Below are 21,357 nucleotides of genomic sequence, written 5' to 3'. Positions count from 1 at the left end.
AAGGGGTTTTTACGTGGATCATTTGCCTATATTTTGCCAATTACGCGATCGCGACTGTCTGATTGTCGGCGGTGGTGATGTCGCGGAACGCAAAGCAAGGTTGCTGTTAGACGCAGGCGCTCGCTTAACGGTGAATGCATTAGCGTTTATTCCACAGTTCACCGCATGGGCAGATGCAGGCATGTTAACCCTCGTCGAAGGGCCATTTGATGAAAGCCTTCTCGACACCTGCTGGCTGGCGATTGCAGCGACGGATGATGACGCGCTTAACCAGCGCGTCAGCGAAGCCGCTGAAGCTCGTCGCATCTTCTGTAACGTGGTCGATGCGCCGAAAGCCGCCAGCTTTATTATGCCGTCGATTATTGACCGCTCACCGCTCATGGTAGCGGTCTCCTCTGGCGGCACCTCTCCGGTTCTGGCACGCCTGTTGCGCGAAAAACTTGAATCACTGCTGCCGTTACATCTGGGCCAGGTAGCGAAATACGCCGGGCAATTACGCGGGCGAGTGAAACAACAGTTCGCCACGATGGGTGAGCGTCGCCGTTTCTGGGAGAAATTGTTCGTTAACGACCGCCTGGCGCAGTCGCTGGCAAACAACGATCAGAAAGCCATTACTGAAACGACCGAACAGTTAATCAACGAACCGCTCGACCATCGCGGTGAAGTGGTGCTGGTTGGTGCAGGTCCGGGCGATGCCGGGCTGCTGACACTGAAAGGACTGCAACAAATTCAGCAGGCAGATGTGGTGGTCTACGACCGTCTGGTTTCTGACGATATTATGAATCTGGTACGCCGCGATGCGGACCGTGTTTTCGTCGGCAAACGCGCGGGATACCACTGCGTACCCCAGGAAGAGATTAACCAGATCCTGCTGCGGGAAGCGCAAAAAGGCAAACGCGTGGTGCGGCTGAAAGGTGGCGATCCGTTTATTTTTGGCCGTGGTGGCGAAGAGCTGGAAACACTGTGCAACGCGGGTATTCCGTTCTCGGTGGTTCCGGGTATTACCGCAGCTTCTGGTTGCTCTGCCTATTCGGGTATTCCACTCACGCATCGCGATTATGCCCAGAGCGTACGCTTAATTACCGGACACTTAAAAACCGGTGGCGAGCTGGACTGGGAAAACCTGGCGGCAGAAAAACAGACGCTGGTGTTCTATATGGGGTTGAATCAGGCCGCGACTATTCAGCAAAAGCTGATTGAACACGGAATGCCAGGCGAAATGCCGGTGGCAATTGTCGAAAACGGTACGGCAGTCACGCAGCGCGTGATTGACGGTACGCTCACACAGCTGGGAGAACTGGCGCAGCAAATGAACAGTCCATCGCTAATTATTATTGGTCGGGTTGTTGGCCTGCGCGATAAACTGAACTGGTTCTCCAACCATTAATTTAACCCGGGCCAGAGAATTCTGGCCTTCTTAATGACTCTTTTTATATATTCAGCAAATAAAACATAGCCCCTTAATAAATATTATCTGCTAATGGGTTATATTCACCGTTACAGCGACTTACAAAATTAAGTCATTCGCTCACTGACGCCAATTAAATATTCCTGTATCGTTCTTAACGAGCAGTCTGCTTATATTCATATAATCAATGAATATTAATTAATATATAATACATAGGGAATGTAAATGAACAAATTTATTAAAGTTGCACTGGTAGGTGCAGTACTGGCTACGTTAACTGCATGTACTGGTCATATTGAAAACCGTGATAAGAACTGCTCTTACGACTACCTGCTGCACCCGGCAATTTCTATTTCTAAAATCATTGGCGGTTGCGGTCCTACTGCACAGTAAGTCTCTGACAGAAATCGGCTAACACCGGTTTAATTGCCCGACGCCCTCTGGATTTTCCGAGGGCGTATTTGTTTCTATGTCCTTCTTGCCCCCGCCCGTAAAAATATTTTCACTTTAAATTCAATTTGATAACTACATCCATTAGCCACAGCGCGATCCTGTGCGAAATTTTGTGATCTTCCTCCACATTACATAACATCATATGTTGTTATATTCATCATGTATTGTCATGTTACCTTTTAAATGACTGCAAACTCTCCCCTACAACGTATTGGACAAGAAAAAGGTATCGCTATGGGAAGCCAGGAACTCCAACGCAAGCTCGGATTTTGGGCCGTTCTTGCAATCGCCGTCGGGACAACCGTCGGCTCCGGTATTTTTGTATCTGTGGGTGAAGTGGCAAAAGCAGCGGGCACGCCGTGGCTTACGGTGCTCGCGTTTGTCATTGGCGGGTTAATTGTGATCCCGCAAATGTGCGTCTATGCGGAACTATCCACCGCTTATCCGGAAAATGGCGCAGATTATGTTTATCTGAAAAATGCCGGAAGCCGACCGCTGGCTTTCCTCTCCGGCTGGGCCAGCTTCTGGGCCAACGATGCGCCGTCATTGTCGATTATGGCGCTGGCGATTGTCAGCAATCTTGGCTTTTTAACGCCTATCGATCCGTTGCTCGGTAAATTTATCGCCGCCGGATTAATTATCGCCTTTATGTTGCTACACCTGCGCTCCGTTGAAGGCGGCGCAGCGTTTCAGACGCTAATTACCATCGCCAAAATTATCCCGTTCACTATCGTCATTGGCCTTGGGATCTTCTGGTTTAAAGCGGAGAATTTTGCCGCCCCTACCACCACTGCGATTGGCGCAACGGGCAGCTTTATGGCGCTGCTGGCGGGGATCTCTGCCACCAGTTGGTCGTATACCGGCATGGCCTCTATCTGTTATATGACCGGCGAAATTAAAAACCCCGGAAAAACCATGCCACGAGCGCTGATTGGTTCCTGTCTGCTGGTTCTGGTGCTCTACACCCTGCTGGCGCTGGTGATTTCCGGCCTGATGCCCTTCGACAAACTCGCCAATTCTGAAACGCCGATTTCCGACGCCCTGACCTGGATCCCCGCACTCGGCAGCACCGCTGGGATCTTTGTTGCCATCACGGCGATGATCGTCATTCTTGGTTCGCTTTCCAGCTGCGTGATGTACCAGCCGCGGCTGGAATACGCGATGGCGAAAGACAACCTGTTCTTTAAATGCTTCGGCCATGTGCATCCGAAATACAACACGCCGGATGTCTCCATCATCCTGCAAGGGGCGCTGGGGATCTTCTTCATCTTCGTTTCCGATCTCACCAGCCTGCTGGGTTATTTCACCCTGGTGATGTGTTTCAAAAATACCCTCACCTTCGGCTCCATCATCTGGTGTCGTAAACGCGACGATTACAAACCGCTGTGGCGTACTCCGGCTTTCGGGCTGATGACCACCCTCGCCATTGCGTCAAGCCTCATTCTGGTCGCCTCAACCTTTGTCTGGGCACCGATTCCCGGCCTTATCTGCGCCGTCATCGTTATTGCTACTGGTCTGCCTGCTTACGCCTTCTGGGCGAAGCGTAGCCGCCAGCTCAACGCTTTGTCGTAATGTTATCTGGAGAAAATAAAATGTTGGATATTGATAAAAGCACCGTGGACTTTCTGGTCACCGAAAATATGGTTCAGGAAGTGGAAAAAGTTCTCAGCCATGACGTTCCGCTGGTGCACGCCATCGTGGAAGAGATGGTGAAGCGCGACATTGATCGTATTTATTTCGTTGCCTGCGGATCGCCACTCAACGCGGCGCAAACGGCGAAACATCTGGCGGATCGCTTTTCCGATCTTCAGGTCTACGCCATTTCCGGCTGGGAGTTCTGCGATAACACCCCGTATCGCCTCGACGATCGTTGCGCAGTAATTGGCGTTTCTGACTACGGTAAAACCGAAGAGGTAATCAAAGCGCTGGAGCTGGGCCGGGCCTGCGGCGCACTCACTGCGGCGTTCACCAAACGCGCGGATAGCCCGATTACCTCGGCGGCGGAATTTAGCATTGATTATCAGGCCGACTGTATCTGGGAAATTCACCTGCTGCTCTGCTACAGCGTGGTGCTGGAGATGATCACCCGCCTCGCGCCGAACGCGGAAATCGGCAAGATCAAAAACGATCTCAAGCAGTTGCCGAATGCGCTCGGTCATCTGGTACGCACCTGGGAAGAAAAAGGCCGCCAGCTTGGTGAACTGGCCAGCCAGTGGCCGATGATTTATACCGTTGCTGCGGGTCCGCTGCGTCCGCTGGGTTACAAAGAAGGCATTGTAACGCTGATGGAATTTACCTGGACGCACGGCTGCGTGATTGAGAGCGGAGAGTTCCGCCATGGCCCGCTGGAGATTGTCGAACCGGGCGTTCCGTTCCTGTTCCTGCTCGGCAATGATGAAAGTCGCCACACCACCGAACGCGCCATTAACTTTGTTAAACAGCGTACTGACAACGTGATCGTCATCGATTACGCCGAAATTTCGCAAGGGCTGCACCCGTGGCTGGCACCGTTCCTGATGTTCGTGCCAATGGAGTGGCTCTGCTACTACCTGTCTATTTACAAAGATCACAACCCGGATGAACGCCGCTATTACGGTGGTCTGGTGGAATATTAATCCCTCTCCCGGCCCGGCAACGGGCCGGATTTACGCAAGGAGTTACCCGATGAAAACAGGTATGTTTACCTGCGGCCACCAGCGGCTGCCTATTGAACACGCATTTCGTGATGCAAGCGAGCTGGGTTACGACGGCATCGAAATTTGGGGCGGTCGCCCGCACGCGTTCGCGCCGGACTTAAAAGCGGGCGGCATCAAACAAATCAAGGCGCTGGCGCAGACGTATCAGATGCCGATTATCGGCTATACGCCAGAAACCAACGGCTATCCGTATAACATGATGCTGGGCGATGAACATATGCGTCGCGAAAGCCTCGACATGATCAAGCTGGCGATGGATATGGCAAAAGAGATGAACGCGGGTTATACGCTGATTTCCGCGGCCCACGCGGGCTATCTCACGCCACCTAATGTTATCTGGGGACGGCTGGCAGAGAACCTAAGCGAACTGTGTGAGTACGCGGAAAACATCGGCATGGATCTAATCCTCGAACCGTTAACGCCGTATGAATCGAACGTCGTGTGTAATGCTAATGATGTGCTTCATGCGCTGGCGCTGGTGCCTTCGCCGCGCCTGTTCAGCATGGTCGACATTTGCGCGCCGTATGTCCAGGCGGAACCGGTGATGAGTTATTTCGACAAACTGGGCGATAAATTACGTCATCTGCATATTGTCGACAGCGACGGGGCCAGCGACACGCATTACATTCCTGGAGAAGGCAAAATGCCGCTGCGGGAACTGATGCGCGATATTATTGAGCGGGGCTATGAGGGTTACTGTACGGTGGAGCTGGTGACGATGTATATGAACGAGCCCAGACTCTATGCCCGCCAGGCGCTGGAACGCTTTCGCGCGCTGCTGCCGGAGGATGAGAGATGAAAACCCTGGCGACAATCGGCGATAACTGCGTCGATATCTACCCGCAACTGAATAAAGCGTTTTCTGGCGGTAATGCGGTCAATGTGGCGGTGTACTGCACTCGCTACGGCATACAGCCGGGATGCATTACCTGGGTGGGTGACGATGACTACGGCACAAAGCTGAAGCAGGATCTCGCCCGCATGGGCGTCGATATCAGCCATGTCCATACGAAACACGGCGTTACCGCACAAACTCAGGTGGAACTGCACGACAATGATCGCGTTTTTGGCGACTACACCGAAGGCGTGATGGCCGACTTTGCCCTGAGTGAAGAGGATTACGCCTGGCTGGCGCAGTATGACATTGTGCACGCGGCAATCTGGGGACATGCGGAAGACGCATTCCCACAGCTGCACGCTGCGGGCAAACTTACCGCTTTCGACTTCTCCGACAAGTGGGACAGCCCGCTCTGGCAGACACTGGTGCCGCATCTCGATTTTGCCTTTGCCTTCGCACCGCAAGAAGACGAAACGCTGCGTCTGAAGATGAAAGCGATTGTTGCCCGTGGCGCAGGAACAGTGATTGTCACGCTGGGTGAAAACGGCAGCATTGCCTGGGATGGCGCGCAGTTCTGGCGTCAGGCTCCTGAACCGGTGACGGTTATCGACACCATGGGTGCCGGAGATTCGTTCATTGCCGGATTCCTTTGCGGCTGGTCTGCGGGGATGACATTACCGCAGGCGATAGCGCAGGGAACGGCGTGCGCGGCGAAAACCATTCAGTACCACGGTGCCTGGTAGGTATAACGTTGGCGTGAGCATCTTCACGCCAACGTGCTGTTACTTGCCGGAAAACGACCCTATAATCCGAGTAATTCATTCTTTATTTCAGGGTCGATTATGTCAGCTACGGACCGCTACTCTCATCAACTCCTCTACGCTACCGTCCGCCAGCGACTGCTGGATGATATCGCGCAGGGGGTTTACCAGGCCGGGCAACAGATCCCTACCGAAAACGAGCTTTGTACACAATATAACGTCAGCCGCATTACCATTCGCAAAGCCATCAGCGACTTAGTGGCAGACGGCGTACTGATCCGCTGGCAGGGAAAAGGCACCTTTGTACAAAGCCAGAAAGTTGAAAACGCCCTGCTTACTGTCAGTGGTTTTACCGATTTTGGCGTCTCACAAGGCAAGGCGACGAAAGAGAAAGTGATCGAACAGGAACGGGTCAGCGCCGCGCCGTTTTGCGAAAAGCTGAACATCCCCGGAAACAGCGAAGTGTTCCATCTCTGCCGGGTGATGTATCTCGATAAAGAGCCGCTGTTTATTGATAGTTCATGGATCCCGCTGTCGCGTTATCCTGACTTTGATGAGATTTACGTCGAAGGAAGCTCCACCTATCAGTTATTTCAGGAGCGTTTTGACACGCGAGTGGTCAGCGACAAAAAGACCATCGATATCTTTGCCGCCACCCGCCCGCAGGCAAAATGGCTGAAATGCGAACTGGGCGAACCGTTGTTTCGCATCAGCAAAATCGCCTTTGATCAGAATGACAAACCGGTGCACGTCTCCGAACTCTTCTGCCGCGCCAATCGCATCACCTTAACTATTGATAATAAAAGACATTAACCGTAGGCCGGATAAGATGCGCCAGCATCGCATCCGGCGATGCTGGCGCGTTGAATTTTACATCCCGTACGTTCCCCTCACCCTAACCCTCTCCCCAAAGGGGCGAGGGGACCGTTCAGTACGGAATTTAGCTTGACGGTGCTATCCAGCATTAAATACTGGCAATACTCTCACGCAAAATCCGCAGCACCGTCTCTTCACCGCTGCGATTCGGGTTAATGCGAATCGCACAATGTTCTGATTGTGGATTCGCCTGGCGAAACGTTCCGGAAAGGCGATAAAAGAGCGGCGGGATTTCATATTTCGACTCTGCACCCACCGGGTAAGGCAAGGCACCGCGCTTTTGCGCCTCTTCCAGCACTCTGGCGGCAATCGGCTGATGAAACTCGACAATCAACACCTTCGACTGCGCATTAGCAATCACCGCGCTTTTCACTTCCGGCACCGCACCACCGTTAAGCAAAGCCAGCAACCGTTCAGATACCCCTGCCTGCACCGCGTGCATCACTGGCGCAAACACCAGACCACGCAATACTTCCAGCGCCTGTGCGCCCTGGATCTGGCTACCGCCGGAGTAAAGCGTGGCGCGAATACGGTTGATAACATCAGCATCGCCGACCACTGCACCAACACCCTCTGGCCCAAATAGCTTGAAGCAGGAAAATGTCGAGACATTCGCGCCGCATTCACAGCCGATTCGAGCCACCTTCATCACCGCATAGTTGTCATCGGTTAACGCTGGAACACCTGCCGCGCGCAACGTTGCCAGCACATCTGCCAGCACGTAGCTGTCCTGCGGCTGCTGGCGCGTATGCTGCACCAGCGCCGCATCCGGTTGTTGCTCGTCGACGACCTGCTTCAGTGCCGACAGGTCATTGAAATCAACAGTAATAAGCGTCAGCCCCATCTGCTCAATAATAACCCGTGTCGTCGGGTAAACAGGCGCGTCATGCACCAGAAGACGCTGCCCCGGTTTGAGCAAAGCCGCCAGCCCGGCGCGAATCGCGCCAGTCCCCGCGCCCTGCACCAGCGCCGCAGCCTGTGCGTGAAATGCATCAGCCAGCACCTGTTCCACACGCTGGGTAACGCGCGGTTGATTCAGTCCTGGCGTTAAGCCTAAATCACCGCCAGTAAGAAACTCGCTGCCGGGGAAATGGCGACAAATGCTATCCACCAGCGCAAACTGCTTTTGCTGCGCCTCAATAATCGTCAGGCTTTGCAGAGGAAACGTCTTCATAGGTGCCTTCCTTAAGCCGGAACGAACAGGCCAAGCCAGTAAAGAACATTCAGCAGAATACCGGTGATCATTACTGCCACGACCGGTGCCGCCATTTTCTGTACCGGACGGCCCAGGGATTCGTTGAGGAAGTAAATGGCAACCGCGATAGAGAATCCGGTATAACCCGCCATCTTAATTGCTGCGAAAATCGAACCGACCAGCAGCGCCACTTCCATCAGCATATTCATGGCGTTACGGATGTTATCCGACGCATTACGCACCGACGGGTAGCGTCCCAGCCATTTGCCGATCGAACGAAGCAGCAAGACTTCCGCCGAAATAACCACTGCGCCTAATACCGCTGCAACCATCGGATTCGGCGAGAGATAGCCCACCGCATAAACAAAGGTAAAGCCCGCAACTGCATACACACCCGTTGCTAACGCGGTGGTGGCAATCAACGGCACAAACCCCAGTCCGCGCATAAATTCTGCCAGAGCCGCCTGATTAATCAGCGTTTGCGATTGTTCCGGCGTTACGCCTGCGGAATATGCTTTCTCCAGTGTGAAGATCGACACTTCACTGCCAGCAAAAATCTTCATGCTGGCAACGGCGGCAATCAATGCTCCCACGATGGCGATATAGGGTAAGTTTTTGATAATCCGTGACGTGCGTTCTTCAAACACCGAAAGCCCGCTGGCATCAATGTCATTTTCATCACGATGACGCAGGTCGTGAGTTATCGCGATCCCCAGCAGCATCACCATGCCAATAAAGATTTCGATGGATTCAGGGTTAAGATGTGGGAAATAGCGCACGACTACCACACGGGTCATCAGTACCACCACGGCGGCGATCAGACTTTGCTTCCAGCCAAACTGGTAGAAAATCGCCACCAGCGGGAACAGTGCAAAAGCTGAAACCACCGGCGAGCTTAATTCCCCCAGGCTACCTAATACATCCACCGGCAGCGCGGTCAGCAGCTGGTTTACTGGCAACAGGCAAGTAAGGATCAACACGCCCCAGATAGCGCCAAGACCAAACGCCATCAGGCTGTTTATCGCCAGGACGCCGAGGATATCGGTAGGAAGAAAGAGTAACCATGCGTTGAGCAGCCCGGTTTTCAGGGTAAAAGAGATCCCCACCGAGGCCACAAAACCAATGCTCAGACCAAAAGCGATACTCCCCGCCTCGCGACGGTTCATATAGCCTTCAATCAGTTGCGGCAGGATCGGGCGGATGCCGTCATGAAAAACAGCCGCCGAGCGATGCGCCAGAAGCGATGTCATACCCGTCAGGCACGCCACCACGATAATCTGAATATACAGATCCATAGTCGTGCCTTTTATTTCAGATGGTTAATCAGCATCGGAATCGCGTGTTCGACGTGCTCAACGGAAAGGCCAAACGCCACTTTTCCTTCAGCGATCATTTTGGCGATATGCTCGTCTTTCGCTTTAATGCCTGGTTTGGCAATGGTGCAACTTTTGTTATAGCCTATCACCGCGATGGCAATCGACAATGCCGCGCCCGCACCGGTATTACACGCGCCGATGTAATAATCCAGTTGCCCGGATTTCACCTTCATTGCCGCTTCCATGTCGTTGTGAATGAAAACTTCAAAACAGCCAGGAGCCGTCGCTTCAATAGTTTTTTTAATCTGCTCACGCTGTAAGCCTGCAACGCCAATCTTTTTCATGAGTCTGTCCTTATTGGAAAAATTGAGAGGGATTTTCACGTAACATCACATCCACATCGGCCTGACTGAATCCTGACTGGCGCAATTGCGGAATAAAGGTGGTTAGTAAATAGTCATAGCCATAACCACCGTTGGCTTTTAAATGGGAGCGGCGCGTAATATCCATCGACAGCATGACGCGGTTCAGCAACCCACGGTCGCGTAGCGCATGAAGCATCGCAATACGCTTTTCGTCCGGGTAGTAACTGTTCTTGCCGATGGTGTCGAACTGCACGTACGCGCCGAGATCGATCATCTTCAAAATGTTGTCGAGGTTGTCTTTCAGATCGCAGTGACCAACGGTGACGCGCGAAAGATCAACCCCGTGGGCTTGTAGCAACGCCAGTTGCTCCAGCCCCATCGTGCTGAACGACGTATGCGTGGAGATCGGGCGTCCGGTCTGGTTATGCGCCAGCGCAGCGGCAATAAATACCTTCTCTTCCAGCGGCGTAATCTTTCCTTCGCTGGTGCCGATCTCCGCGATGATCCCGGCTTTCAGCTCCGTGCCATCGATACCCTGTTCAATTTCATCGACCATCTCCTGCGCCAGTTCCTGCACGCTGCGGGTCGCCACATGTTCCGGGAAAAACGCGTCCTGGTAATAACCGGTACAGGCCACCACGTTGATCCCCGTCTCGCGCATTACATCAAGCATAAATTGCGCATTGCGCCCCATGTAACGGTTGGTCATCTCAATCACATTACGCACGCCCCGGGTCATCAGGTCGTTCATCTCCTGGCAAATGAACGCATACTGATCAAGGCGGCAGTCCACGTTGTTTTTAAAGCCGGAGAGATCAATATGCAGATGCTCATGGGCGAGGGTGTAACCCGTCGGATCAAAACTCATAGGGTGTCTCCTGCAAACCGGAGGGAGGAAAGAAAAGAGCGACCATTTTGTGGCGGTGGCGCGCGGAAAAATTCACACACGGTAGCCCCCACATCAGAAAGCGTGGTGCGCACACCGAGCTGCGTAGCGATCATCCCTTGCTGATAAACCAGCACTGGCACCACTTCGCGGGTATGGTGGCTGTGACCAATGGTCGGATCGTTGCCGTGATCCGCCATCACGACCAGGCAATCATCTGGCTGCATCGCCTCAACAAGCCGGGCAAGGTTACGGTCAACGACCTGCAAACGTTCGGCATAACGTGCGACGTCTTCTGCATGACCAGCGAGGTCGGTTTCCTGAATGTTGGTGCAAATAAACGCCGTCGGATGGGTGTTAAATTCGTTGAGGGTGATATCCATAATCCGCTGGCTATCCACCAGATTTTGCCAGCTCACGCCATAAGGATTGTTGACGATATCTGCCACCTTACCCACCAGCACGGTTGGCACGCCTGCTTCATACAGTTTTTGTGGCACCTGCACTTTTTCATCGACGCCATAGCCCATATGCACGACCTGGAAACCGTTGTCATAAGCGCCAGAACGCGGCGCATTGATACCAATAAAGCGCCCTTCTTTGCTTTCTGCGGCATCGAGAATGCGTTGACTGTCGGTTAACAGGCCACCAAATGTAATGACCCGACCGACCTGTACCTGCTCACGCACGATACGACCAATTTTGATTGCGTCGTCAAAAGAGATCACAGAGAGATTGGCGGTAATGTTATAGACCTGGCCTAAATCCGCCTCGAGATTATCGCCAATCGCAACCGCCTGATTGACCCACAGAAATTGCAGATCATCGCCACGGCGCTCCACCTGCCAGCCAGCGGAAACTAATGCCTGCTCAACACGGTCAATCACATCGCGAAAAGGCATCCGCAGCGGCGGTAACGGGCGCGTGCCTAAAATTTCCTGATGCCCCATAAAGGTATCGCCACCTTCATGTTGCAGCTCTGCCACGCCCCAGGTTGCGGAATCTGACGGCTGCATATCGCCTGGCGCATAACCCAATGCGTTGATTAGCCCCAGCTTCTCCAGCGTTGGTAGCTGCAAATGCGGCAACTGGCTCAGGATGTGACCACATGTATTCGCTCCCGCATCTTGCGGACGCACCAGCGTGACATCTTTCATTGCCCCTACGCCAAAGCTATCAATCACTAACACCACAAATCGCGCCATTACGCCCCCAGAGAGTTTCCAAGACTGTCATAACGACCGACGATTTCCGGTTCGCCACGATGAATACCGGACACCAGCACCACATCGCTACGGGTGACAAAAATCTGCGTGCGAAAACAGAGCACCACTGCACTGCTTACCGGAAACTCGCCTGCCAGCGGCAGGGTGTAGTCGATACTGCTGTCATCCACAGTTTTGAGATTGGTTTCAGTAATCTTTTGATTTTCTGGCGTAAACACCAACGCATGTTGCGCATGACCACGACGATAGTAACCGCCGCCGTAGCAGTAGCTGTCGCCACGGAAATGATGGGAGATTTCACTTAACCAGAGCATCGCGATACGTTCAGGCTGATCGCCCTGCTGGTTTGCCGGAATAGTGCCCGTCAGCGCATGACCGGGTTCGGCATGAGTCACACCGTATTGCGCCAGTAATGGCAGCGAAGTGCAGCTGGTCGCTGAAGGCGCGTTCAGTTGCTCAAGTGCAATACCAGATTTCGCCAGTTGATCCCGTGCCTGTATCAGCGTGTGAAGATTCGGTGTCGGCAAAACTTTTCCGACAGCCTCATCCCAAAGCAGGCAAGGGAAATGGGTAAGTCCGGCTAAATGCAGCCCTGGCAGATTCTGGATTTCGGCGACAATCTCCGGCAACACCTTGAGGGCAAAACCGCTCTCCTGGCCCGGATAAAGAAAATCATCGTCGCTATAAACTTTAAGCAGCACAGACTGGATTCGCCCGGCCTTCACCACCGCCGCAGAAACTTCCCGCGCTTTGTCGAGAGTAAACACGGTGATGACGTCGGTGCCCTGTTCAACGGCGTCAGCAACCTGATGACAAGGGATTTGTACCAGATGCCCCTGATGCGCCACAGGCAAACCAGCGCGGCGCATGACTCGCGCCTCTTTGTAATCCACCGCCACAATGCCGCTGTAGCCTAATGCCAGCAATTTTTCCGCCAGCCACGGATTACGACCAAACTGCTTGGTCATCAGATACAGTTCAATGCCGTAAAGCCGCGCCGTCTCAATCAGCCGCTTACCGTTTTCCAGTATCTGATCCACGTCGATCACCCAGCTGTCCGGGGCGATCTTGCCCTGCTGCCACAGGCTTAGTGCGGCGGAAATCAGCGCCGGGTTCTGGCGTTTCAATGCTTCTACAAACATCTTGTTGCCTCGTTTCTGTTCCTTGAATTAAATATTCATTTTTTTGAATATTTAGGTTGTGCGACGTGGATTTGTCGGGAGCTTCAAACCTCTTCGTTAGCAGCCATCCATAATCCATAAAGGTTGGCCAGCAAATAGCCTTCTTCACACGGGTTAACTTCCAGTGCGAATTCCTTCAACAACACCTGATGCAATTGCACAACGGCTTGCCAGTGGCTGGATTGCGCCAGTTCTGCCAGCAACTCGTTATCCAGCGGCTCTATTTCTTCACCACGGCGACTGCGCATCAGTGCACTCGCCATATGTGTCATCGCCATCGTTCCTTGCTCACTGCGCACCGGCAGATGGCACTCTGTTTCCAGTACGTTGACGACCTGCATCATGCCTTTGCAGATGTCCTTATCAATAACGCCTGCCTCGCAAAGCAGGTTGAGTCTGGTTTCCATATCAGATGCCTTTCGTTTAATAACTCGGTTCCTGTTCCCCACTCACTACCCGTTGTTGATGGGCGAGCAGGGCGTGTTTATCTACAACGGCACGCAGCAGTTGTTGCATTGGGTAATCATCGACTCGCGTCAGGACCACGGCTTCGGTGGCCTGTAAAAATCGCGGATCGTCTGTGAGCGGCGTCGCCTCTAATCCCAGCATGGTCAGTTCGTTTTCCGCCACCACGTTCCAGATCACCGCATCGACATCGCCTTTAACAATGCGTTGTAAACTCTCGTGATAAGAGAGATCGACTCGTTCCACATCACTACCGCCAAAAAAAACATCGGTCATGATTTTCTGATCCGCCGAACGGTTATCCAGCCCCACGCGCTTCACGTTTGCGGACTCGCCTTTACGGCAAATCAACTGGTGCTCGCCAACGTAGGTGTGCGGCCCCAACTCCAGCGCGAGGCATAAGCCTTTTTGCGTGAGATAACTTTCCGCCGCTAGTCGCGAAACCACCGCCATGTCATACACGCCATTAAGCAGACACTCCACGCGAATATCCGCGCCACGCATGTGCGCATAGTAAAAAGGAATGCCATCAAACTGGGCTTTCAATCCGCTCGCCAGGCCTTCGTACAAACGGGTATAGGGCAAGGGCATTGCACATACCACGTTGTTGATATCCACATGAGTCAGCAATGCTTTGTTATCCATCTCGACCAGATAACTGCCATTGCGCCCACGGCGTTCAATCCGTATCGCTCCGCTTGATTCCAGCGTTTTCAACGCGGCCTGCGTCAGGCCAACGGATGAACGGCATTCATTTGCCAGCTCATCTATGGTTTTCAATCGATTACCGCACTTTTCACCCAACAAATAACGGGCCAGCGTCGTGATGACGACGCCTTCTTTTTTGATAAACGTTCGACGCATAATAAATTTTCAGTAAATTGAATATTTATATCTTCAGGAATTTGAAGATAAGGCGCAACAGCGAGATGTGGAAACGGCGAGGCACTTCACATTTTTTCGGATTATTGCAAATGAGGATAAAAAAACCGGGTTTCCCCGGTTTCAGAGTGATGATAAAAGCAAAATTGCCTGATGCGCTACGCTTATCAGGCCTACATTTCCTTGCAATATGTGCATTACTTTGTAGGCCGGATAAGGCGTTCACGCCGCATCCGGCATGAACAAAGCGCAATTTGCCAGCAATAGTGAATTACGGCTTCGCCACAAAACCAATCGCTTCGTACACCGCTTTTAGCGTACGGGAAGCGTGCGCGCTGGCTTTTTCCGCGCCATCTTTCATCACCTGTTGCAGGAAGGCTTCATCGTTGCGGAAACGGTGATAGCGTTCCTGCAATTCAGTCAGCATACCGGAAACGGCATCAGCCACTTCACCTTTCAGATGACCATACATCTTGCCTTCGAACTGTTTTTCCAGTTCTGGGATGCTCTGGCCCGTTACCGCTGAAAGGATATCCAACAGGTTGGAAACGCCCGCTTTGTTCTGCACATCGTAGCGAACTACCGGCGGCTCGTCGGAGTCAGTGACCGCACGTTTGATTTTCTTCACTACCGATTTCGGATCTTCCAGCAGGCCGATAACGTTATTGCGATTATCGTCAGACTTGGACATCTTCTTGGTCGGCTCCAGCAGCGACATTACGCGCGCGCCAGATTTCGGAATAAACGGCTCCGGCACCTTAAAGATCTCGCCATACAGCGCGTTGAAACGCTGGGCAATATCGCGGCTCAGTTCGAGGTGCTGTTTCTGGTCTTCACCCACCGGTACCAGATTAGTTTGATACAGCAGGATGTCCGCTGCCATCAGCACCGGATAGTCAAACAGACCAGCGTTGATGTTCTCGGCATAACGCGCAGATTTATCTTTAAACTGCGTCATGCGACTCAGTTCGCCGAAGTAGGTATAGCAGTTCAGTGCCCAGCCTAACTGTGCATGTTCCGGCACGTGGGACTGAACAAAAATGGTGCTTTTCTCAGGATCGATACCACAAGCCAGATACAAGGCCAGCGTATCCAGCGTCGCTTTACGCAGCTTCTGTGCATCCTGGCGCACGGTGATCGCGTGTTGGTCAACGATACAGTAAATGCAATGGTAGTCATCCTGCATGTTTACCCACTGACGCAGCGCACCCATGTAGTTACCAATGGTCAATTCACCTGAGGGCTGTGCGCCACTAAAAACGATGGGCTTAGTCATTTTTCGATTCCTGATTTTCGCTATGCGGAAGCCCTAATGCGGGCAGAAGGTCATTTATAGACTGATAAATTACATCAGGCTGGCTGAGATCGATAGCCTCGCCGTAGTTATATCCGTAGGTTAAGCCAACTGATGGGCAACCTGCCGCTTTTGCTGCCTGAATATCATTGCGTGAGTCGCCAACAAACAGCATCTGTTGTGGAGCAATTCCCATCCGCTCAGCCACCAGTAACAGCGGGTCCGGATGCGGTTTTTTGTTTTGCACATCATCACCACCAATCACCACGCTGAAGTATTTGGCGATATCTAAGGCTTCGAGCAGCGGCGCGACGAACGGCGTCGGTTTGTTGGTGACCAGGCCTAGCGGCAGGCCTTTAGCCTGCAACGCGCCCAACGTATCGGCAACGTGCGGGAACAAAAACGTCCCCTCTTCGGCAACCTCGCCATAGTAGCGATCGAACAGTTTACGCAGAATACGTACCTGTTCTTCTGCCGGAATGTCGTCATCAACGGGCGGTTTACCCATTGTTTTACGCAGAGTCGCACGTTCCTGACGCGCCCAGGTCAATGCGCGCTCCATCAGAACATCTGCGCCGTTACCAATCCAGGTAATAACGCGTTCTTCACCTGCGACGGGCAACTCCAGCGCATACAGCGCCATATCTACCGCAGCAGCAAGACCGGGAGCACTGTCCACCAGCGTACCGTCGAGATCAAAAGCGACGCCGCGAATATCTTCAAACTTACTCATGACTTACCTTTGCCAGTTCACTGCGCATTTCATCAATGACTTTTTTGTAGTCTGGCTGGTCGAAGATTGCCGAACCGGCGACGAACATATCCGCGCCCGCCGCAGCGATTTCGCCAATGTTGTTCACCTTCACGCCACCGTCCACTTCCAGTCGAATGTCGAAGCCAGACTCGTCGATACGACGACGTACTTCGCGCAGTTTATCCAGTGTTTGAGGAATGAAAGACTGACCGCCGAAACCAGGGTTGACGGACATCAGCAGGATCACATCCAGCTTATCCATCACGTAATCCAGATAGCTCAGAGGTGTCGCCGGGTTAAATACCAGACCCGCTTTACAGCCATTTTCTTTAATCAGTTGCAGCGTGCGGTCAACATGCTCGGAGGCTTCTGGATGAAAGGTAATGATGCTGGCACCAGCGGCAGCGAAATCAGGCACAATGCGATCGACAGGTTTCACCATCAGGTGTACGTCGATAGGGGCGGTAATGCCATAGTTACGCAAGGATTTCAGCACCATTGGCCCAATCGTCAGATTGGGAACATAGTGGTTATCCATGACGTCAAAATGCACGACATCAGCGCCAGCTGCCAGGGCTTTTGCGGTATCTTCACCCAGGCGGGCAAAATCAGCCGACAGAATTGAGGGGGCAATCAAATACTGTTTCATCCGCTTCTCCTTGAGAATTATTTTTTCGCGGGTGAAACGACTCCTGGTTTGTACAAAGCCAGCAGTTCGTCCACCTTTTTACGTGTGCCGCCGTTGCTGCTTATACTGCGTCGAACTTTGACGACATGCAATTTTGCGCGCTGATACCACTCACGCGTTAACATCGTATCGTGATTGGAGATCAGCACTGGAATATGGCGCTCAACCAGACCTTCGGCGATCTCCGCCAGATGCGCTTGTTGTTCAAGCGTAAAACTGTTTGTGTGATACGCCGTAAAGTTGGCGGTCGCAGACAGCGGTGCATAAGGCGGATCGCAATAGACGACGGATGCATCATCTGCGCGCGCCATGCTATCGGCGTAAGACTCACAATAGAAAAAGGCATTCTGCGCTTTTTCAGCGAAGTGATACAACTCTGCTTCCGGGAAATAGGGTTTTTTGTAGCGGCCGAACGGCACGTTAAACTCACCGCGCAGATTGTAACGACACAGGCCGTTGTAACCGTAGCGGTTCAAATATAAAAACAGTACCGCCCGACGGAACGGATCCTGGCTTTTGTTGAACTCTTCGCGGAACTGATAGTAAACCTCGGCGCAATTTGTTTCGGGAACAAACAGCTCGCGTGCGGCCTGTACGTACTCATCAGTACGCATCTTCACAATGTTATAGAGACTGATCAGGTCGCTATTGATATCGGCAAGGATATAACGAGAAAAGTCGGTGTTGAGAAACACCGACCCGGCACCTACAAAAGGCTCAACCAGACATTCGCCCTTGGGCAAATGCCGTTTAATATCATCAAGCAGGGGATACTTGCCCCCTGCCCACTTCAAAAAAGCGCGATTTTTCTTCATGCTGACTAACTAATTACACCTTCTCCGGCTGTGGAGAAAGCTCCGACAGCATCCAGCGCTTCAGGCAACTCCCGCAACGATAAACCATTGCGGGAGATAACCTTGATTACTTCAGATCGGCCTGTACCTGACGCAGCGGTTTCGCCCACGGGTTTTTGGCCTGGACATCTGCTGGCAATGTAGATACCGCTTTTTTCGCCTCTTCTTTCGAAGCGTACACGCCAGAAACCAGGACATACCACGGCTGACCATTACGCGTCGTTTCATAGACAACGTAGTTTTTCAGATTCTCTTTCTTCGCCCAACCGTTCAGGTTGTCGTAGTTAGAGGAACTGCTCAGCTGCAGAGTGTAATGGCTGGACGGTGCCGATTTCAACGAACCAACATTACCTGCGGTCTTCGCCCCAGCAGCGGGTGTTGCTGTGGTTTGCGCCGGGGATGCCGTCTGTACTGGAGCCGTAGTCGCCGTCTCTTTTGGTGCTGGCGTAGAAGTCGCAGCCGGTGCCTTCGTGCTCGCCACAGGGGCAGCTGGTTCAGTACGCTTCGGCGTCTGTGCTACCGGCTTCGGCTCCGTTTTCACGGTTGCTTGCGGTTTTTTCGGTTCAATCACCGCCTGCTGACGAGCTGGGCGCGTAGTGGACGGACGTTCAGCGGTTTGCGTTTTCGCCGTGTCACGCGATGCATTGCCATTGCGAACAGGCGCAACCGTTGCGGGTTCAGTCGGCAACGTGGAATTGACCGCCACATTGTTCAGCTGTTGCTGATTTTGTGGCTGGGTCAGCGCATTGTTCAGGTCACCCTGCACTTCAACACGTTGTTGACCATCCGTTGCCACCGGGGTTTGCCCTTGAGTCGGCGTAGAAGAGATCGGTGGCAGAGAAACATCCTGCTGAGTATTTTCCGCAGACGTGGTTCCCGGCGCTGGCTGCACGCCATTCGCCTGATCGGTCGCATTGCCAGCAAGATCAATACTCTTCTCGCCAGACGCGGTTTGATCGCTGGAAGTGGTCGAGGGGGCTTTTAGCGCAGAACCGATACCGATGATCAACAGCAGTAGAACCAGAATGCCGACGCCCATCATCATATACTGACGAGAAGCGGGTTTACTGGCTGCTTTTTTGCGCTTACGCGGACGACGCTCTACGCGCTCTTCATCCACGGTTTCATCTTCGGATTCGTCAATTTCTTCTTCGATTTCCGGTTCCTCATTGCGCTCTTTTTGCGCACGAGTCGGACGGCGATCGTCAGTGTCATCAAGTTCAATATCATCAAAATTGATCTGCGGTTCGCCACGTTCAGTACGCTCAGAACGTTCAGAAGATTGACGAGAACGACCAGTACGACGATCGCTGGGATCGGGTTTCAGCTCGTCTTCTGGTTTGAATTCATCCATTTAACACCCCACTAAAAGGTTAATGCTTACCACGTTGCAATTAACCTGAAGCTAATAGACCGCTTGATAAGCGGCCTGACCTTTCTTGTTGTTACGCTGATTGACAATCGGCAATGGCGTTAAGAACAAGCTCGTGCGAAACGCCGCTGCGAACTTCACTCTTACCAATTGCCAACGGAAGAATTAAGCGCATCTCTCCCGCAAGGACTTTCTTGTCACGCAGCATATGCGGTAAATACGCCTGCGCGGACATTTCGCGCGGCCCATTGACCGGTAACCCAGCCCGCTTGAGCAGGGTTATAATACGCTGCGTTTCGGCAGAACTAAACTGCCCGAGACGTTCCGACGTCCGCGCCGCCATCACCATACCCGCAGCGACCGCTTCACCATGTAACCAATTGCCATACCCCATTTCAGCTTCAATGGCATGACCAAAGGTGTGTCCCAGATTCAGTAAAGCACGTAACCCGGTTTCGCGCTCGTCGGCGGCGACAACTTCTGCCTTCAGTTCACAACAACGGCGAATACAGTACGCCATTGCCGGACCGTCCAGACGCAACAACGCATCCAGATTCTCTTCCAGCCAGTTAAAAAACGCACCGTCAAGAATAATGCCGTATTTGATGACTTCTGCCAGCCCCGACGCTAACTCACGCGGGGGAAGCGTTTTCAGACAGTCGAGATCCACCACCACTGAAGCAGGTTGGTAGAACGCGCCAATCATGTTTTTACCGAGGGGATGGTTGACCGCAGTTTTGCCGCCAACGGAGGAATCGACCTGCGACAGTAACGTCGTCGGGACTTGAATGAAACGGACACCGCGCTGATAACTCGCCGCCGCGAAGCCGGTCAGATCGCCCACTACGCCGCCGCCAAGCGCCACCAGCGTAGTATCGCGACCATGCGGTTTTTGTAACAACGCCGTAAAGACGGTATCGAGTACAGCCAGGCTTTTATACTGCTCGCCGTCAGGGAGGATAACGCTATCGACGTTAACACCCGCCTGTTCAAGTACGCCGCGGACCTTATCGAGATACAGAGGAGCCAGGGTTTCGTTGGTGACCAACATGACCTGCTCGCCCGATTTCAGCGGTAAGAATGAAGCTGGTTCATTAAACAAACCAGATGCGATGGTAATTGGGTAACTACGTTCCCCGAGAGTAACGACAATCCTCTCCATAACGCGACATCCACCTTAATTACTGTACCCGCAGACGAGTGTATATAAAGCCAGAATTAGTTGCTTTCCAGCATGTGAATAATCTGGTTTGCAACCACTTTAGCGCTTTGATCATCAGTACGAATGGTCACGTCGGCAATCTCTTCATACAGCGGATTGCGTTCATTGGCCAACGCTTCCAGAACTTCACGCGGCGGTGTTTCAACGTGCAGCAACGGGCGTTTTTTATCACGCTGCGTGCGTGCAAGTTGCTTTTCGATGGTCGTTTCAAGATAAACGACAACGCCACGAGCGGAAAGACGGTTACGCGTTTCACGGGATTTCACAGAGCCGCCGCCAGTAGCCAGCACAATACCCTGTTTCTCGGTCAACTCATTGATGACCTTTTCTTCGCGATCGCGGAAGCCTTCTTCGCCTTCTAAATCGAAAACCCAGCCCACATCAGCTCCGGTTCGTTTCTCAATCTCTTGATCGGAATCGTAAAATTCCATATTGAGTTGTTGAGCTAACTGGCGCCCAATAGTGCTTTTTCCGGCACCCATAGGCCCAACCAGAAAGATATTGCGTTTCTCTGCCATTTTTTCGGTACTACTAAGACTATTCGTTAATGATAAACCCGCTTCGCTCAGAGAGCGCCGCAGGACATGAACTGAAACCTCATAAGATATTGCGAGAGTCAGACTGA

At 52.7% G+C, this 21,357-nt stretch carries 22 protein-coding genes; 7 read left to right on the top strand and 15 right to left on the bottom strand.

All coding sequences use genetic code 11. From position 1 onward, the window contains the following. The first annotated feature begins 13 nt into the window (after nucleotides 1-13). From cysG to frlR, 7 genes are all read left to right on the top strand, one after another. Nucleotides 14-1,387, top strand: a complete 1,374-nt coding sequence (gene cysG / locus K0778_RS06055) for a siroheme synthase CysG (RefSeq protein WP_000349855.1) — start codon at nucleotides 14-16, stop codon at nucleotides 1,385-1,387. A 246-nt stretch (nucleotides 1,388-1,633) separates the two neighbouring features. After that, nucleotides 1,634-1,801 (top strand): YhfL family protein, encoded by a 168-nt coding sequence (locus K0778_RS06050; protein WP_001031834.1) that lies wholly within the window; start codon nucleotides 1,634-1,636, stop codon nucleotides 1,799-1,801. Nucleotides 1,802-2,095: 294 nt separating this feature from the next. Next, the gene (frlA, locus tag K0778_RS06045; RefSeq protein WP_000535505.1) at nucleotides 2,096-3,433 is read left to right on the top strand and encodes a fructoselysine/psicoselysine transporter; all 1,338 of its coding nucleotides are present in this window, start codon (nucleotides 2,096-2,098) and stop codon (nucleotides 3,431-3,433) included. Nucleotides 3,434-3,453: 20 nt separating this feature from the next. Then, nucleotides 3,454-4,476, top strand: a complete 1,023-nt coding sequence (gene frlB, locus K0778_RS06040) for a fructoselysine 6-phosphate deglycase (protein WP_001295163.1) — start codon at nucleotides 3,454-3,456, stop codon at nucleotides 4,474-4,476. A gap of 49 nt (nucleotides 4,477-4,525) precedes the next feature. Then, the gene (gene frlC / locus K0778_RS06035; protein WP_000847837.1) at nucleotides 4,526-5,356 is read left to right on the top strand and encodes a fructoselysine 3-epimerase; all 831 of its coding nucleotides are present in this window, start codon (nucleotides 4,526-4,528) and stop codon (nucleotides 5,354-5,356) included. Beyond that, entirely contained in the window at nucleotides 5,353-6,138 is a 786-nt protein-coding gene (gene frlD, locus K0778_RS06030) for a fructoselysine 6-kinase (RefSeq protein ID WP_063084822.1), read from the top strand. Before frlC ends, frlD begins: the two co-directional genes overlap by 4 nt. A gap of 99 nt (nucleotides 6,139-6,237) precedes the next feature. Beyond that, nucleotides 6,238-6,969, top strand: coding sequence for a DNA-binding transcriptional regulator FrlR (gene frlR, locus K0778_RS06025; RefSeq protein WP_001276847.1), 732 nt, complete (start codon nucleotides 6,238-6,240; stop codon nucleotides 6,967-6,969). Between the two features lie 151 nt (nucleotides 6,970-7,120). Here the strand turns inward: frlR and K0778_RS06020 are convergent, their stop codons facing one another. The 15 genes from K0778_RS06020 to aroK form a co-directional block, all read right to left on the bottom strand. Then, nucleotides 7,121-8,206: an aminotransferase class I/II-fold pyridoxal phosphate-dependent enzyme gene (locus K0778_RS06020; RefSeq protein ID WP_000847144.1), complete on the bottom strand. Its 1,086-nt coding sequence runs from the start codon at nucleotides 8,204-8,206 to the stop codon at nucleotides 7,121-7,123. Nucleotides 8,207-8,217: 11 nt separating this feature from the next. Beyond that, nucleotides 8,218-9,522, bottom strand: coding sequence for a YhfT family protein (locus K0778_RS06015; RefSeq protein ID WP_000366862.1), 1,305 nt, complete (start codon nucleotides 9,520-9,522; stop codon nucleotides 8,218-8,220). 11 nt (nucleotides 9,523-9,533) lie between these two features. Further along, complete coding sequence (locus tag K0778_RS06010) at nucleotides 9,534-9,887, bottom strand: DUF2620 domain-containing protein (protein ID WP_000719728.1); 354 nt, start codon at nucleotides 9,885-9,887, stop codon at nucleotides 9,534-9,536. A gap of 10 nt (nucleotides 9,888-9,897) precedes the next feature. Then, nucleotides 9,898-10,776: a phosphotriesterase-related protein gene (locus K0778_RS06005; RefSeq protein ID WP_000007010.1), complete on the bottom strand. Its 879-nt coding sequence runs from the start codon at nucleotides 10,774-10,776 to the stop codon at nucleotides 9,898-9,900. Beyond that, nucleotides 10,773-11,999: a phosphopentomutase gene (locus tag K0778_RS06000; RefSeq protein ID WP_000090611.1), complete on the bottom strand. Its 1,227-nt coding sequence runs from the start codon at nucleotides 11,997-11,999 to the stop codon at nucleotides 10,773-10,775. The genes K0778_RS06005 and K0778_RS06000 overlap by 4 nt, the downstream gene beginning before the upstream one ends. Beyond that, a complete protein-coding gene (locus K0778_RS05995; protein ID WP_063084821.1) occupies nucleotides 11,999-13,162 on the bottom strand; it encodes a YhfX family PLP-dependent enzyme in 1,164 nt (387 codons plus the stop codon). Before K0778_RS05995 ends, K0778_RS06000 begins: the two co-directional genes overlap by 1 nt. An 83-nt stretch (nucleotides 13,163-13,245) precedes the next feature. After that, nucleotides 13,246-13,608 (bottom strand): PRD domain protein, encoded by a 363-nt coding sequence (locus tag K0778_RS05990; RefSeq protein ID WP_001295165.1) that lies wholly within the window; start codon nucleotides 13,606-13,608, stop codon nucleotides 13,246-13,248. Nucleotides 13,609-13,624: 16 nt separating this feature from the next. Next, the gene (yhfZ, locus tag K0778_RS05985; RefSeq protein WP_001254790.1) at nucleotides 13,625-14,530 is read right to left on the bottom strand and encodes a GntR family transcriptional regulator YhfZ; all 906 of its coding nucleotides are present in this window, start codon (nucleotides 14,528-14,530) and stop codon (nucleotides 13,625-13,627) included. Nucleotides 14,531-14,819: 289 nt separating this feature from the next. Then, nucleotides 14,820-15,824, bottom strand: coding sequence for a tryptophan--tRNA ligase (gene trpS, locus K0778_RS05980; RefSeq protein WP_000165552.1), 1,005 nt, complete (start codon nucleotides 15,822-15,824; stop codon nucleotides 14,820-14,822). Beyond that, a complete protein-coding gene (gph, locus tag K0778_RS05975) occupies nucleotides 15,817-16,575 on the bottom strand; it encodes a phosphoglycolate phosphatase (RefSeq protein WP_000032691.1) in 759 nt (252 codons plus the stop codon). The genes trpS and gph overlap by 8 nt, the downstream gene beginning before the upstream one ends. Next, nucleotides 16,568-17,245, bottom strand: coding sequence for a ribulose-phosphate 3-epimerase (gene rpe, locus K0778_RS05970; RefSeq protein WP_000816280.1), 678 nt, complete (start codon nucleotides 17,243-17,245; stop codon nucleotides 16,568-16,570). The genes gph and rpe overlap by 8 nt, the downstream gene beginning before the upstream one ends. A gap of 17 nt (nucleotides 17,246-17,262) precedes the next feature. Then, on the bottom strand, nucleotides 17,263-18,099 hold the full coding sequence (gene dam / locus K0778_RS05965; RefSeq protein ID WP_000742143.1) for an adenine-specific DNA-methyltransferase: 837 nt from the start codon (nucleotides 18,097-18,099) through the stop codon (nucleotides 17,263-17,265). 106 nt (nucleotides 18,100-18,205) lie between these two features. Further along, complete coding sequence (damX, locus tag K0778_RS05960; protein WP_000343215.1) at nucleotides 18,206-19,492, bottom strand: cell division protein DamX; 1,287 nt, start codon at nucleotides 19,490-19,492, stop codon at nucleotides 18,206-18,208. A gap of 91 nt (nucleotides 19,493-19,583) precedes the next feature. Next, the gene (gene aroB / locus K0778_RS05955; protein ID WP_000439848.1) at nucleotides 19,584-20,672 is read right to left on the bottom strand and encodes a 3-dehydroquinate synthase; all 1,089 of its coding nucleotides are present in this window, start codon (nucleotides 20,670-20,672) and stop codon (nucleotides 19,584-19,586) included. A 56-nt stretch (nucleotides 20,673-20,728) separates the two neighbouring features. Further along, complete coding sequence (gene aroK, locus K0778_RS05950; protein WP_000818618.1) at nucleotides 20,729-21,250, bottom strand: shikimate kinase AroK; 522 nt, start codon at nucleotides 21,248-21,250, stop codon at nucleotides 20,729-20,731. Between the last annotated feature and the right edge of the window lie 107 nt (nucleotides 21,251-21,357).

This window comes from Escherichia sp. XD33 (assembly GCF_019375075.1).
Classification (GTDB): Bacteria; Pseudomonadota; Gammaproteobacteria; order Enterobacterales; family Enterobacteriaceae; genus Enterobacter; species Enterobacter flexneri_A.
Note: the sequence above shows the minus strand (reverse complement) of the source record. Positions and strands in the feature narration are given on the sequence as shown.